The sequence below is a fragment of the Pseudodesulfovibrio sp. S3 genome (assembly GCF_004025585.1).
Lineage (GTDB): Bacteria > Desulfobacterota > Desulfovibrionia > Desulfovibrionales > Desulfovibrionaceae > Pseudodesulfovibrio.
Map to the genome: position 1 here is coordinate 1 of NZ_QTZO01000009.1, position 15,642 is coordinate 15,642.

Consider the following 15,642-nt stretch of genomic DNA (forward strand, 5'->3'; position numbering starts at 1 on the left):
CCCCCGGACCCCCATCCCCTCCTTTTCCCAAACTTTCTGGTGCCGCTTCGCGGGAAGGGATGTTCTGAAGAGCCCTTCCAACTAGGAGTGCCTTTGGGGACCGCCAGGCCCCCAAACAACGGCTCTCTTCCTCTGGAAAGCCGCTTCCTACAGGCCGAGTTCAGCGGCCAGCAGTTCAGCTTGTTTGAGGTCTTCGGGGGAATTGACGTTGAAGAAGGAAACCTGATGGGGGTCGCCTTGCCTGAGCAGGGCGACCGGCACTTCCTTGACCTTCACCCGGTCGAAGAATTCGATGATTCTGAAATCGCCGCGCTTGAGTTGCGCTTCGATGAAAGGCAGGCAGCGCTTGGAATAGACCGCGCACAGCGGTTCGCAGTAGCCGTCCTCCTTGATGGGGACGACCACGTCGACATCAGGGGACACCTCTGCCAGGAGGCGTTGCACCAACCCGGCTTGCAGAAACGGACCGTCACAAGCGGCCATGAACCCGTGGGAGGCAGTCATGGCATGCAGTCCTGCGTGGATGCCGGTCAGGGAGCTGCGTGCTTCAAACCGGTCCTCGACAACGGGAAAGTCATACATAATGTAGTCTTTTCTGTCGCGGGCCGAGATAAGGATTTCAGGAAAAAGCGGACGATAAACCGCCAACAGCCTATCCAGGATGGTTTTGCCGCTGATTTCCATAAACGCCTTTTTGACGTGCCCCATGCGGGTGCCGAGTCCTCCGGCGAGAATTATGCCTGCGATATTCATGCCCGCACGGTAATTCAAGGCCGGACAAATGGAAAGGGTCTACAAAAGCCATTCATGCGTGTATGTTTCCCCCATGTGGACTGCAGTGAAGATATTGGGGCTGTTCGCCCTATGCTATGCGGCGGTGGCGGTCTGGGTGTTTTTTTCCCAACGAAAACTACTCTATATGCCAAGGGCTGAACTGACGGCCACTCCGAAACAGATCGGGCTGGCGTATGAGGATATCCGGCTGACCAACCGGCTCGGGACATGGATTCACGGCTGGTGGCTGCCGGCAGATGCGCCGCGCTTCACCCTGCTCTTTTCCCACGGCAACGGTGGCAACCTTTCCCACCGACTGGAATCGTTGCGCATTTTTCACGATCTTGGGTTGTCGGTGCTGATATACGACTACTCCGGTTATGGACAGAGCCAGGGCGAACCCGGCGAGGAGGCCACCCGTGCCGATGCCCGGGCCGCCTGGGACTGGCTTGTCCGAGAACAGGGGACCGATCCGCGCACCATCGTCCTGTTCGGGCGCAGCCTGGGCGGAGCCGTCACCGCGAGACTGGCCCGCGAACTTGCAGAAACTGACACGCCCCCGGCAGGACTGATCCTGGAGTCCACCTTCACCTCGGTGCCGGACATGGGCGCGTACATCTACCCCTGGCTGCCGGTACGGCTGCTGTCTCGGTACCAGTATGACAGTGCCACCGAACTGGCAGGACTCCCTCTGCCCGCCCTGTTCCTGCACAGCCCGGACGATGACGTGGTGCCTTATGCCCTGGGCCGCAGGCTCCATGACAACTACCTGGGGCCAAAGACCTTTCTGGAGCTTCAGGGCGATCACAACAGCGGCTTTCTCCTGACCGGACGAAGATATTCGGACGGGCTGAACCGGTTTCTGGACGGGTTGGGAGAATAGACCGATGACCGACGCACAGGTGCTGTTCTGGGCCGACATAATCCTGGTCCTCCACTTCACCATAGCCGCCTTCAACGCCTTGAGCCTGCCGGTCATTTGGATCGGAAGGCTGGCAGGCCTGGCATTCGTGCACAACCCCTGGTTTCGCTGGTCCCACGTTGGACTCATGGGATTCGTGCTCCTGGAAACCATGGCAGGGAAACTCTGTCCACTGACCGTATGGGAAGGGATGCTCAGACGGACCGGGGGACAGGCCGGACCGGGCCAAAGCCAATCCTTTGTAGGCCACTGGGCGTCCAGAATTCTGTTTCAGGATTTCAGCCAGACCCAATTCGCTGTGGCGTACGCCCTGTTTTTCGGCCTGATTCTCCTGACGCTCTTCCTGGTGCCGGTCAGGTACAAGCGGAAAATGCTGCCGGGCAAGCTCCTTTAGAAATCTTAATATTGCGGATTACAAGGAAATTCATAATCGCGCACGGGTCTTGCTCTACTCTCTGCACCCTGCAAGGAGGAACAAAATGCCCGCTATTGAACAGATTCAGATACAACACAGCACCGACACCGCCCGCGCCCGCATACAGGAACTCAAGGCCCGCGCCGCAGAAGGACTCGATGACGCCCTTTCCGTGGTCGCGAAGAATTTCGGCCGCGAGGAAACCCATGAAGCCGAGGACAGCCTCAAAAGCCTGGGGCAGGACCTCGCCGCCCAGGGGGCAAATACCCACAGGCTTGATCTCACCAGGGTCATGGACCTGATCAGCGACCCATTTGAAGACGGTCAAAAGCTTTAAGCTTTCATCAAGCTTGGCGGTCGGACATGCTTGTTTCGGCATTTCCGGCTTTGTGCTTGCCTTTTATACCTACTGGTAATATGTTGTCATAATTGCATCTTCTCTGTTTTCCCTGTCTCCGCCCGGTGACCCGGCACACCCCACACACTTTTTTCATTTTTATCTTCAACCCTGACCGAAGGTTGCACTGAATCGACCGCTTTTCAGCTGCCAACCCCTTGCTTCAACAATTGGAGAGGCGTATATATTAATCAAGGGTTGAGGCTCCCCGCTTGCGGGGAATGGAATAAATCTCTGACGGAGGGTGCGAGGAAATAGATACCGATTTCTTCTTAAACACATCTGGCGAATCGAGTCGCCCCGCTCATACAAAGAGCGCCGTGCGCCAATTATAAACGCACCAGGCCGTCATAAAGTGTATATTTTGAAATGTCTGGCCCTGGTACCAAGCCGGAGAATCCGGCAAGGCGCACTTTTTTTTATCTCTCTCCTTTTTTATCCCCTTTCTTCTTGAACAGTGCGGTTAATGGATGTTAATCGGCCTCTGACAGAGGTAGACCGCAACATTCAGTGAATCCAAATTTCAGCTAAAGTGATCACCCGCAATGAAAACCAATTCCTGCAAAGAAATCGATATTTTTGCCAAACGGCTTCAGGAGGCGGGAGTTGCCAATGATTCGGACTGGATGGCCATTGTCCTTTTCGTGCGCAATCTGCTCGCCCGCCTTTCTATCTATTCCGATGAAAAAAAATCGGAAATTCAACGAGAAATATGCGACCAGCTCGTCACCAAGGATTTTTCTGAAGAACACCTGGACGCCATTATAGCCATGCTCGACATGTACATCATGCAAAACATCGGTGCCCTTGAAATGGAAGAGGCCCTGACTCAGGAGAAACGGACCGCAGCCCTGCTCCTCAACGAGATGGACGAGATGATCAGCACCATGCACGGGGCCAACGAACGCCAGGACTACAGGCTGACCACCTTTCAGAAAGAAACTGTCGAGGTGATCAAAGACGGCACAAAGAAATCCCACATCGTTGATAAAGTCCGAGGGATGTTCCAGGAAATCATCGAGGAATTCCGCGAGGAAGCCCGAGTGCTCAACGCCAAGGCTGAACACTTCAGACTGACTGCCGACTTTGACCCCCTGCTCACGGACCTGCACAACAGGCGTTCCCTCGAGGCCTACCTCAAGAGCGTCGAGGAAGAGCAAGCAGAGACCCCCGCGCCCCTGGCCATGATGATGATCGATGTGGATCACTTCAAGAAGGTAAACGACACGTACGGACACCAGGCCGGCGACGACGTGCTCCGCGCCCTGGCCCGGATCATCAACGCGCACGCCATCCAGTATGAAGGATTTGCAGCCCGCTACGGCGGTGAGGAGCTGGTCATCGTCATGAAAGGCATGGACCTCGCTTGGGCCACCATCAAGGCCGAGGCGTTGAGAGCCGATGTGGAGCAATATGACTTCCGTGTCCGCACCAATGGACAACTGGCAGACACCTCCCTCAATTTCACGGTTTCCATCGGCGTGTCGGAATGGACAGAAGGAGCGACTCTCGGAGATCTGGTGGGCACTGCGGACGCCGCACTCTACCGGGCCAAAAACACCGGTCGCAACAGGGTCTGTTCTGCCCCGGAATAACTGCGATTTCCGCCCTATGGGTCGACAGCTATCGAACACTGACGATCAAGTATAACCTTTGAAACGAGTATGTTATGTGGTTACGATTGCTGATAATACTCGGCTCCTTAAGCCTTTTCCCTGTTCCGGCTGCAGCACGGGATCTCGTCCTTCTGCTCCATTCCGAATCGAATCCCTCTGCCTGGACACAGGATGTTGCCACCGGTTTGACCGCCGAACTTAACGACAGTGCAGACGTCCGCCAGATCTTTCTGCAGGCCCGGAGCATGGACGAGGATGCTTTTGACGACGTGTTCGAGCGGCTGTCCCAGGAGCTGGCCGGAGTTACCCCCCTGGCCGTAGTCGCCAATGGGGAAACGGCCTTTGCCTTTGCCCGCAAATATGGCGATGACCTTTTTCCCGGCGCCGCCGTGATTTTCTGTTCCATGGGCAGGCCCGACACGCGCGTCCTGACACAGAGCGGCAACTGTACCGGCATTCCCATGGAGTTCGACCTCAAGGGATCGGTTGACCTCATATTCTCCATGTGTCCGGGAATCAATCTCGTTGTAGCCATAGCCGACGCATCTCACAGCGCCACCCCCCTCATGGAAGACGTCCGGCTGGCCATGCAGCAGTACACGGACAGGGCACAAATCATGTTTCCCGGATTCGAGCCGGGTGATGACAACGGACTTGACGTGAAGACGCTCGCGGAAACCCTTTCCAGCGTACCCTCCTCAGGCGCTGTCTTGTTCCTGGGGTTTGCCGAAGACCGAGAGGGAAACCCCGTGTCCGATGAGGAACTCTCCGGGCTTTTCCGAAGCCACGGCACATCCCCCATCTTTGTCGTCCGCGACGCTTGGCCCGATTCCGGGGTTCTGGGAGGATGGATGATCTCCGGCCGGACCATAGGCCGCGATGCGGCCCGGCTGGTGACGCGCATCGGCCAGGGCGAAGCCGTGCAGGAGATGCTGCCTGAACCGACACGTCCCGAACTGCGCTTCGACGGCACGGCCTTGACGCGATTCGGCCTGAAGGCGCCACCGGGAGCCGAGATCACGAACCAGCCCGTCCGGCACGTTGTTGACGAATCCGCTCTGCCGGTCTCAGGCCTGGCCTGGGTCTTCGGCCTGGCGGCCCTTGTCGCGCTGCTTTACGGGATACGCCGCTACAGGGCGTAGATGAACCCCATGTTCGCCACGGTCATCGCCAGGACCGAAGCGCCAGCCACGGCGGTCATGCACCGGGTGGAAAATCGCGCATGCCGGCACATTTCAGCCAACCGAACCGCATAGTATTCAGCCGTGTATTTCTTGTGCGAAAACCAGATCATCTGCGTACCCTCCTAGTTGCCTCTTCAATTATCCGATCACGATGAAACGATCATGACCGGACCATGGCAATACATCGACAACGAGGCTGCATCAGGCGGCCTTTCTCATCCTCTCACCCGTTTCGCCGTGACGCACATCCACGGCCAGAACCGCCAGAAGCTTCCCCTCCCGATCCTTTATGGGCGTGGACACGGTCAGGCAGTAATCGTCTATGGATTCGGAATAATGAATGTTTGAAATGAAACTCTCGCCTGTGCGCCTGGGCTCCCGGAACCATTCGTGCTCGGACCAGTCAAATCCCGGCCCGCTCCGAGCCGTGCCTTTTGGCGCATGATGAGCCATGGCGGACCGTGTCACCTGAACGCCCCTGTCATCCGTTATCCTGGCGATTTCCAGACTCGGATTCTCCTGCACAACCCGCTCCAGCACACGGAACTGCTTTTCCGGGTTCCGAACGGCCAAATCCGGGACCTTGGCAAGGGCTTCAACCTTTCTCTGCACCGTGCCCTCGCCGAGCAACATGAACAATCCGTGAAGCTTGGAAAGGGTGTTGATCTGCCCGGTCAGCGCGTTGATGGCCCCACTGGTTTCGGCCACGGCCTCGACCGTCCTGGAGGAAACCACATCCATCTCGCTCACGGCCAGATTGATTTCCTCCCCAACCTGTGATTGCTGGGTGCTGGCCGAGGCAATGGCCTGGACCTGCCCCAGGGTGGTGTCGAAGAATCCCATGATCTCGCTCAAAGCCGTGCCGGACTCTCCGGCCAGATTGTTGGCCGTGTCCACTTTTTCCGCGGCCTGGTCCATGGCCTTGATATTCTCGCGGACATCGGACTGGATGGCGGCGATGGAATTGCCCACCTCCCGCGTGGCGTCCATGGTCTTCACGGCCAGTTTGCGAACCTCGTCGGCCACCACGGCAAACCCTCGGCCCGCCTCGCCCGCCCGGGCCGCCTCGATGGCGGCATTCAGGGCCAAAAGATTGGTCTGATCCGCTATGTCAGATATGACGTTCATGACTTTTCCGATGGAATCCGCCTTGGTTCCCAGGTTGGACACCTGCCGCCTGAGCGCCTCGGCAATGACATGAACATCGCCGATGGACCTAACGGTTTTGCGAACCACATCTGAACCCTCATCAGCTCGCTGCCGGGCCGCTCCCGCTTCCATGGAAGCCCTTTCGGCATTTCCGGCCACCTCGCGGATGGACCCGGCCAACTCCTCCATGGACGCAGCCGTACTTTCCACGCGACTGCTCAGGCTGTTGGCCCCCTGCATGATCAGGTCGGACTCCGCATTGACCGTGGCCGATGCCTCTTTCATCCCCATGACTACGGATTCAAGCATCCCGGCGGCCTGGAGCATCCCTTCGCGCTGGGCCTTGGCCGCGTCGTTGCGTGCCCGACGTTCGTTGTCGGCCCTGACAAAGGCTGCTTCAGCTTCCACGGCACGGGCCTGAGCAAGAGATGAGGCAGCTTCTGCCTCCTGCATCTTCTCGCCCAGGTTATGAACCATCTGTTCGATAGCCACTGAGACCTGCTGCAACTCCGCCTTGAACACCCCTTCTGGCCTGGCCTCGAGATCACCTTCAGCCACTTTCCCGGCGTATGCCCGCAACCCGGCCAACGGCTTGAGCAGGACAAACCAGAGAAACAACAGCGTCAGCAGCGCGATACCGGCCGCAGAACTGCCGCCAACCACCATGGCGGCGTTTTCAAGCCGTCGCACAGGGGCAAGGGCCTCGGAGGCGTCGATCTTGGCCACCAGCCCCCAGGTGGTGTCGCCCACCGGAATCGGGGCATAGGCAGACAGCACTTCTTGACCGCGATAGTCGATGCATTTGGTGTTTCCGTCATCGCCTTTGAGCGCACGAAGGTCGGATTCGGATCGCATGACGCCTCGGCGCGGATCGGCAAAAGAGGCAACCACACTATGGCCTTTGGGATCAGAAAAAAGATCGGACCGCATCAGCCCGTCTCCCCCTATGAGGTATGCTTCTCCAGTTTTTCCCATGCCCGCCCGAGTGCGCATGACCATGTTCACGGACTCGATGGGTATGCGCAGGACGGCCACCCCCTCTATCTCCAGGCCGTGGCGCCGGATGGGCGCGGCGACAAAGGCGCAGGGCAGGCCTTTCATGGGCTGATAGGGATGGAAGTCAATGAACACGGTTTCCCCCGCGAGCGCCCGCTCCCAGGCCCTGACCAGTTTGCTCTTGGAGAGCGGGCCGTCGGTGATATCCTCACCCAGCTCCCGACCCCGGGCAGCGGAAAACACGACGCGGCCGGTATCATCGAGGATCAAGGCGTCGGCATATCCCCGCAACTTGAGCCACGGGGTAAACTCCCCGGTCACCTGTTTCATGGCATTGGCAAAATCCTCGTCGGCCACATCCATTTTCCGGCCCGGCTTGGCCGCATAGAAAACGATGTCCCGCAGCCGGACCAGGGCGCTGTATACATACCGCGCCTCGGAATACATGGTGATGTCCTTGTTCCAGATTCGGATCAGGCTCTCGAGTTCATGAGATTTGGCCTCCCGGAGGGAGGCCAGCTTGCTGAAGGCCTGGCCCTTCAGACTCCCTGATGCGATATGCAGACTGTAACCGGCCATGCCCGCCAAAGGCAAAACGCCTATCAGCAGACAGAACAAAAGCATTTTGACGCTGAGTTTCATCGGTTCCCCCTCCCTCGTCGGCGCAATGCCGACGGCTTGCGATCACTACAGGAGAAGAACCTACGCCGGGAACGTATTTAAACGACCCGATTTGTTACAGGTATGCACCATTCCGGTGAAGGTTTCCGGAATTTTGTGTTACACCAATAATCGCAACAATTATTTGTGGTTGTTTGTCATGAGGCAGGGAGAAGGACATAGAGCACCGCAAGAAACCACAACAAACCGCAAAGCGCCCCGGCGGCAGGAATCATCCACCATTTGAGCGGGATGGTCCGCCCCCTGAGCTTGAAGGTGGCGCAACAGCTGAAGAGTGACAGAATCATTTGGATGAGCAGGCCGGAAACGGCCAGGGCAGGGAAAACAAGAACCCAAAAAAGGGGGTCAGACATACAATCTTTGTGCATGGTAGACGTCGCCTCAAGGCCGGGTGTGCCCCGCAAGGGCTAGCGCATGACCCATTCGGCCAGGAGCTGCGGGCGCTGCAACCCGCAAATCTGCTGGAAGTTGCACTGGGCGGTCAGTTCCACGCCGTTCTTGATGATGGACACGGGCCGGTCCGCAGACACGACCACAACCACGATGTGATCATGCTCGGCTGTAAAGCGCAGGGCCGAATTGAACCGTGCGCCCCTGGCCCTGTTTTCACCGGGCACGCTCCGGCCGTCCATGAGGCAGGCGAAGCCGTGCAGCTTCAGGTCACGCCCGAGATGCAGGGCACCGTCCAGCTTGGCCAGGGAACAGGCCAATTTGAGCTGACTGCTGTCCTTGAGGTCCAGCGGCTCCACAAAATGCTGGCCGGACATGGTAAGGCGCTCATCGGACATGTCCACCACCAACGTGCAGCCGTGTTTTCTGTCACGGACCCGGTTGACCATGAGCGAAACCATCTTGAAAAGGGACGTCTGGCTTTCCATGTCCATATCCGTTTCCAGGAGCTGTTCCTCCAGCTGGACCAGATTGGCCTTGAGGTTGGAGGAATGGAACCGCCCGTCGGAGAAACTGCACACCAGGCGTTCCTGTATCCACAAAAACCCGTGGGTACCGGAAAACTGCGCTGCCAGATAGGCCCCGGGCATGGGACCGATGGCTATGCCAAGCACCGACGAACCATCGGCCACCAGCACGCGCCCGGAATCCTCCACGGCCTGCAACAATTTGCGGACATGCTTGATATCCTTCACTCTTGGCTGCTCATTCTCGGGAAAACGACAGACGAACCGGACTTGATCCAATTGGCTTGGTTCCACCACCACCATGCGGCCGCGCGGCCATGCGCCCTCTTCCTTGGTGCCGGACACACCGATAAGGGCGTCCAGAAAGGGATACACACGTATTTTGGTATCAAGCCAGCCCATCCTCGACCGCTCATCCACGATGAAATCCCTGATGGCATGAGGGGCGCAATGCTGGAGCATGAACCCGGCCGTGTCCAATCCCATGATGTTGCAGGTCTGAAAACTCTGGGAGACAAGTTCCGCAGCATACTCCAACCAGCTCCTGGTAGGGCCGGTGGAGCACATGTCCGGGTGCTCCTCGGTGAACCACATCTGGTATCCCATGGACTGGGATCTGGCGCCCAGTGTGATGATACCGGACAGGTCCAGTCCGGCCTCGTCCTGACTGATGACCTCCAGCCCATTGCCGCATTCACCAGAATCACGCCATTTGCTTGAATAGAGATAATAATCCCGAAGCTTTGGTTCATGTCCTTCCAACAGTCCCTGAGGGTCGCAGATGCGTGGGGGAGAACCCGGTGCACGGGCATATATGATCGCTGCCCGACTCTGTTGCGAAAAATGGGACAACCCTTCGCAGAGACCGTCCAGAATATGGAACATGCAGATGTTTTCGAACGCGGCTTCAGACATTTCCGGCTCCCCGAGTCAATATATTCACCCTATCTTGGCAGAACCTAGGCCAAAAGTCTCAACAATGTCCAGAAGAGTATGTGTTGAGGGGAGAACCTCCCCCGGACCCTCATCACCTCATTTTCCCAAACTTTTCGAGTGTCTCCGACAAGGGAACACGAGTGCATAAAGAAAACACCTGACTCAAAACAAGCCTTGGCCTCTCTCGGCACAAACCCCACGGAGCGGCGCCAAAAAGATTGGGAGAGTCCAGGACAGCGTCCTGCTGCCGGAGGTTTCTTACTTCCTGGCTGCCTTGAGGACGTCGGCCAGTTCGCGGACAACGCCGCAGCCGCCGCAGGCCTGGGTGACGTAGTCGGCCTGCGCCAGGATGGATGGATGCCCGTCGGCCGGAGCGACCTTGAAGCCTGCCAGCCCCATGGCGTCGGCGTCGTTGACGTCATTGCCGACGAACAGGATGTCGGCCACGGAGATTCCGCGCTTGTCGGCCAGTTCGAGGAGTGCGGACCCCTTGTCCCGGATGCCGTGGATCGCTTCCAGACCGATCTTGTCGGCCCTGGCCTTGACCACGGGGTTCACCTCCGTACTCAGGACAACCTGCTCCAGGCCAAGCCTGCGGATCATGCCCACGCCCAGGCCGTCGCTGCGATTGGCCCGCACCGACTCGCTCCCGTCCTGGTCCACGATCACCCGGTTGTCGGTCATGACCCCGTCAAAGTCGTAGACCACGAGTTTGACCCGGTGCGCACCGGGCAGACCACGCCCGACCAGGGCGATCATTTCCCCGTCCAAACCGAGATAGAGCGGTGCGTCCCCCATGAGCTTCTGCGCACGGCCTCCGCCGTTGTCCAGAATGGCGTTCACCGCCTTGTCCACGTCAGTCACCTCAAGGGTCACGATGACGCACCCTCCGGCAGTGGTGTCCTTGACCTCCACCAGCCGCAGGGATTGCCCGAAAGGTCCAATAAGCAAAGCGTTCCAGGCAAGGTCGAAACCCAATGCCTGTTTGTAGAAGGCAGCGGATTTTTCAATGTTTCGGACCAACAGGGTAACAGGCGGAAAAGCGGCCATCTCGACTCCTTGGGTTCACGATTTGCTGCGCAGATTACCCTGACCCGTAAAATGGCGCAAGAGTCTGGCCGAGAATGCCGGGAGTGGCTGCTCCGCGCCCGTAAACGCCCCCTGAAAGCATTTCCTGCGGCCGGATGGGGCGAGGGCCACAAACCGGATTGCCATCTCTTAAAAACGGACAAAAGAGTCCAAATGGCAATAGTTATTCCTGAGATTACAGCGAGACCTGCTTTGTCTAGACATTTGCTAGACTTTCTCTAAATGCCTGACTGACTACAATCCGCCGTCCCTTTCGGCCATTTTGAGTTTCTCCGCCCGCTTTTTCTCCTTCCGCTCCTTCCTGCGCATGAGCAGATCCCATTCGACGGGCATGATGATCAGCGTCAGGGTGGTGGCGACGCACAGTCCGGTCACGAAGGTGGTGGCCATGGTGCCCCATACCATTGAATAGAAGGGGATACCCAGAGCCATGGGCAGCAAGCCCAGGGTGGTGGTCAATGTGGTCATGAGAATAGGCCGCAAACGGATACGAACCCCTTCGCGGATGGCTTCCAGTCGCGTGTATCCCGCCGCATACAACCGGTTGATGAAATCAAGCAGGACCAGCGAGTCGTTGACCACGACTCCGGCGACTCCCACGGTGGCGATGAAGCTGTTCACCGTAAAAAGGGAGCGGGTCAGGAACGTGCCGAAAACCACGCCGATCAGGGCAAACGCCACAGCCGAAAGGATGATTACCGGCTGAACATAGGATTGGAACTGACAGGCCAGGATGGTGTACATGATCAGTATCGCGATACAAAACGCATACATGAGCGAAGTGAACGACCGGCCGGTGGACTCGAACTCACCGGCGAAGCTGATGGTCGCACCGGGATATTTGTCCAGGATGGACTCGTAATAAACCCGAACATCGTGCACCACGCTGGTGGCGCTGACCGGTGAGCCTTCCCGGATGTTGGCGGTCAGGGCAATGGCACGTTGGCCCTGAAACCTGTTGAGCTGCCCAGGTTCGCGGTAGGCCATTACCTCCACCAGATCCCCCACGCGCACAGGCCCGGTATCGCGCTCAAGCATGGGAATATCCAAGGCGTCTTCAGGTTGCTGTAAAAACTGTTTGCCGATTTTCATGCGCAGGTCGATGTCTTCGTCCGCAGCACGGAACTTGCCGACAAACCGTCCGTCCAGAATGCCGCCCGCCAAGGCAACCACCTGGGCCGGAGTCAATCCGTATTCGGATACGAGGCTCGGCACCGGGCTGAACCTGAAAATACGGTTATCAGACCCAGTGTCTGTTGAAAAATCGATGAGATACGGTGAAATTTTGTCATTTCGCTTGATCCAGTTGGCGATATCGTCCTTGAGGGCAACCACGGAATCCTGATCCGGCCCGAGAACCCGGATATTCAAGTCCTTGCCTGCCGGTGGGCCGCCCTTCTCAGGCCATACGCGCAGCTTCCACCCGTCCGCGGCCAGGGGTTCAAGCTTCCTGCGGATGGTTTCAAGCAACAGCACCGGGTCGTTATCGGGATTATCAACAAAATCGTGATGCTCCCGATCGGGCAACTCCACGATGACTATGGCCCGGTTGGAACTGAACATGTTCTCGTAGTCGTCATTGATGTCCATGCCACCCAGCCCGGAACACGCCTTGGTGGTTCCAGGCCCCAACTCCATAAGGGTCCTTGATACCTCCTTGGCCTTATTCGAAGCGGTATACACATCAGTGCTCACCGGGCCTTCCATGGAAACATAATACTGGGTGTATTCCTCCGGAAAAAACTTGATGCGCAACAGCGGCATCACCCCTGAAACCGACACGCCCATCATAACCAGGGCCATGACAAAGGCACCGAACACCACGGCCATGGATTTCCATTTGTGGCGCAGGGAAAACTGGAGAGCTGAGTCTGTGACCCTCTTGAGCCAGATCATGACCGCAATCTCCTTGACCTGGTGATGGGCCTTGATGTCAGCCGTCAGCTTGGCCGCTCCCGGCCAATCCATGAAATGGGAGGGAAGAATGAACAGGCACTCGAAAATGGATGCGCCAATGGCAAAAGAAACCGCTTTGGGCACCTGGGCAAAGAACTCACCTGTGGAACCGGTCATGATCAACATCGGCAGAAAGGCCGCCACCGTGGTCGAAGTGGCCGCGATCACCGGCAGAAAGACCTCGCTTGTCCCATCCACCACGGCCTCTTTGATCTGCTTGCCGTCCTGCACATGCCGGTAGATGTTTTCCACCACCACGATGGCATCGTCCACGATAATGCCGCTGACCAGGACAAAGGAAAAGAGCGTGATTTCGTTTATGGAATTGTTGGTGATCCACATGATGATCATGGTCACGAGAAAGGCAAAGGGTACCCCCACCGTGGTCAGCATGGCATTGCGGAATCCCATGACACACCAGATACAAACGCAGACCAGGACGATACCTACCAGCAGGTTGGAGCCGAGTGTGTTGATATTTTCACGGATGTTGACGCGCTGGTCCTGGGTCATGACCGCCTCAACGCCCTCTTTTACAAGCACGGAATGGAACCCGGCCACCACCTTTTCGACCTCGGCACCTATGTCCAGAGCGTTTCCGTCAGGCGTTTTTATCACCTTGATCGAAACGGAATCCTTGCCGTTGACCGACGACACCACGAACGGGTCCCGATAGTCCATGCCCGCCGCGCTCAATACGTCACCCACGGTCACGAAGGAACCGTCCAGGTCACGGCGGATCACCGTGGCCGCGATTTCGTCGCGGGACCGAAATTTCTCGTCCACCACAATGACGTACTCACCGGAGTCACTGATAAAATCACCGGCAGGCACAGAGACGTTAGCGCCTTCCAGAGCCTTGCCCACCTCATCGAACGTCACTCCGAGCCGGACCATCTTCCCCGGATCCAGGGAAACATGATACTCCCGATCATATTCGCCGTTGACCTGCACTTCCTTGACGCCCGGAATGCGCTGGAGCGGCAGCTTCAGTTCCTCGGCCATAAGGCTCAAGGCTCGGTTTGAGCGGTCTCCCACCAAATTGACCGATATGACCGGCAACCATTCCGACACCCGGATGACGGTAAATGTCGGCGGGTCCATCTCATCGGGCAGATCGTTCTGAACCGACAACACCTTGAAACGCAATTCGTCATACAGTTTGTCATAATCAGTGTCGTCAAGGAACTTGACCATGATGGATGCACGCTGGCGGAAGGACCGCGAACGAATAAATTCTACGTTCTCAAGATCTTCCAGGGCGTCTTCGATCTTGCGTGTGACCAGGGTTTCCACTTCGTCAGGACTGGCCCCCGGCAGGAAACCGGTGATGATGACCTTGCCCATGCGCACATCAGGGTAGCGTTCCACAGGCAGGTCGTAGAGGCAGAACACGCCCACGACCATGAGCATGACGAACAGGAGGTTGACAAAAACTTTTTGTCCAAGAGTCAGCCTTATAAGGCTTTGCACCGGTGTATCCTTAAGCATGGTTTGCCTCGATGACCGCTAGGGTTTCAGCAGAAAGACGTCACCGGGACGGATATCCGAGCCGGAAACACGGCGTGTCTCGTCATCACCGGAGCCAAGCAGCACCACGCGCACCCGATCGCCGCTCGGGGTCATGAGGAAGTATTCCTCGTAGGCCTTGACGAGTGCGGACTTGGGCACGATGACCGCGCCACCCGGATCGGGCAGATCGATGGTCAGTTCGGTCCTGATGCCTCCACGAAATTCGAAGTCGCCCTTGGTGATTTCCAGGTCCACGTTGATCTTGCGGCTTTGTGCGTCAAACCCCGGGGATACACGCGCCACCTTGGCCGGGATGGTCACGCCAAGGTCGGTCAATTGGAGCTGTACCGTGTCACCCATGGTTTTCAGGGCGCGGTATTCCTCGCTGGCCAGGGCAAACGGCACGAGCAGGACGTCGTACCGGCCGAGTTCCGCCACCTTTTCGCCCTTGGTGATCCATTCCCCCGGCTCGATGTACCTGGTAATCACCTTCCAACCCGACGGGCCGATCAGGGAAAACCGCTTCATCCGCTCCATGAGCACCCGCTCCTCCACCTGCTTGGCACGGAGCTGCTGCAAGGCGGACTGGTGGGCACGGATATTGGAATCCAGGGTGGACTGGGCCGCCGTCCTGTTCTTTACCAGCATCTGGTAGCGGTCCATTTCCTTCTTGTTATAGTCGAGATCGCTTTTGAGGCGCTCCTGATCCGTGCGGTTGCCAACCAGGTCCAATTGAATAAAGGTGGTATCCAACTCGGCGAACAGTCCGCCCTTGCCCAAGGTGTCACCCACATCGGCCAAAACCTTGGCCACACGCCCGGATTCCTCGGAAACCAGGGTCATGGAGTTGCGGGCGCGAGTGAAGCCGGTCAAGGAGGACCGACGCGCAGCGGACTGGGCCACAAAGGTTTCGGTGGACTTGACCTGAAGCACAGAAGGGGTCTCGACCTCGACGCTGGCCGCCTCCGCCAGAGTACTGCCGGGCAGGGATTCCTCACTCGCGGCTTCTCCGCCGAGCCGGTCATTGCCGCATCCTGCCGTGAACATCAGCATCAATACCAATATTATCGCCTGTATCCATTTCATGATTTTTCGCCT

At 57.7% G+C, this 15,642-nt stretch carries 13 protein-coding genes; 5 read left to right on the forward strand and 8 right to left on the reverse strand.

What is annotated here, in order from left to right:
* Positions 1-147: 147 nt before the first annotated feature.
* Positions 148-753 (reverse strand): molybdenum cofactor guanylyltransferase, encoded by a 606-nt coding sequence (locus DWB63_RS10990; RefSeq protein WP_128328887.1) that lies wholly within the window; start codon positions 751-753, stop codon positions 148-150.
* A 73-nt stretch (positions 754-826) separates the two neighbouring features.
* Between DWB63_RS10990 and DWB63_RS10995 the strand changes: the two genes are divergently transcribed.
* The 5 genes from DWB63_RS10995 to DWB63_RS11015 all read left to right on the forward strand — a co-directional run bounded on the left by DWB63_RS10995 (position 827) and on the right by DWB63_RS11015 (position 5,266).
* A complete protein-coding gene (locus tag DWB63_RS10995; protein WP_241648801.1) occupies positions 827-1,657 on the forward strand; it encodes an alpha/beta hydrolase in 831 nt (276 codons plus the stop codon).
* Between the two features lie 4 nt (positions 1,658-1,661).
* A complete protein-coding gene (locus tag DWB63_RS11000; protein ID WP_128328889.1) occupies positions 1,662-2,090 on the forward strand; it encodes a DUF2784 domain-containing protein in 429 nt (142 codons plus the stop codon).
* Between the two features lie 85 nt (positions 2,091-2,175).
* The gene (locus tag DWB63_RS11005) at positions 2,176-2,448 is read left to right on the forward strand and encodes a hypothetical protein (protein ID WP_128328890.1); all 273 of its coding nucleotides are present in this window, start codon (positions 2,176-2,178) and stop codon (positions 2,446-2,448) included.
* Between the two features lie 605 nt (positions 2,449-3,053).
* Entirely contained in the window at positions 3,054-4,103 is a 1,050-nt protein-coding gene (locus DWB63_RS11010; protein WP_128328891.1) for a GGDEF domain-containing protein, read from the forward strand.
* A 74-nt stretch (positions 4,104-4,177) separates the two neighbouring features.
* Positions 4,178-5,266 carry a hypothetical protein gene (locus DWB63_RS11015; protein ID WP_128328892.1) on the forward strand — a complete coding sequence of 363 codons (1,089 nt, stop codon included), beginning with the start codon at positions 4,178-4,180 and terminating at the stop codon, positions 5,264-5,266.
* Here DWB63_RS11015 and DWB63_RS17310 read toward each other — a convergent pair.
* From DWB63_RS17310 to DWB63_RS11045, 7 genes are all read right to left on the reverse strand, one after another.
* Positions 5,254-5,418 (reverse strand): hypothetical protein, encoded by a 165-nt coding sequence (locus DWB63_RS17310; RefSeq protein WP_164879856.1) that lies wholly within the window; start codon positions 5,416-5,418, stop codon positions 5,254-5,256. The two genes, DWB63_RS11015 and DWB63_RS17310, sit on opposite strands and share 13 nt — an antisense overlap.
* A gap of 91 nt (positions 5,419-5,509) precedes the next feature.
* Positions 5,510-8,095, reverse strand: coding sequence for a methyl-accepting chemotaxis protein (locus tag DWB63_RS11020; protein ID WP_128328893.1), 2,586 nt, complete (start codon positions 8,093-8,095; stop codon positions 5,510-5,512).
* Between the two features lie 176 nt (positions 8,096-8,271).
* Positions 8,272-8,487 (reverse strand): competence protein ComEC, encoded by a 216-nt coding sequence (locus DWB63_RS11025; RefSeq protein ID WP_241648803.1) that lies wholly within the window; start codon positions 8,485-8,487, stop codon positions 8,272-8,274.
* Between the two features lie 54 nt (positions 8,488-8,541).
* Complete coding sequence (locus DWB63_RS11030; protein ID WP_128328895.1) at positions 8,542-9,966, reverse strand: DNA integrity scanning protein DisA nucleotide-binding domain protein; 1,425 nt, start codon at positions 9,964-9,966, stop codon at positions 8,542-8,544.
* 279 nt (positions 9,967-10,245) lie between these two features.
* Positions 10,246-11,037, reverse strand: coding sequence for an HAD hydrolase family protein (locus tag DWB63_RS11035; RefSeq protein ID WP_128328896.1), 792 nt, complete (start codon positions 11,035-11,037; stop codon positions 10,246-10,248).
* 273 nt (positions 11,038-11,310) lie between these two features.
* Positions 11,311-14,523, reverse strand: a complete 3,213-nt coding sequence (locus DWB63_RS11040; protein ID WP_128328897.1) for an efflux RND transporter permease subunit — start codon at positions 14,521-14,523, stop codon at positions 11,311-11,313.
* A gap of 18 nt (positions 14,524-14,541) precedes the next feature.
* Entirely contained in the window at positions 14,542-15,630 is a 1,089-nt protein-coding gene (locus tag DWB63_RS11045) for an efflux RND transporter periplasmic adaptor subunit (protein WP_128328898.1), read from the reverse strand.
* Positions 15,631-15,642 lie beyond the last annotated feature (12 nt).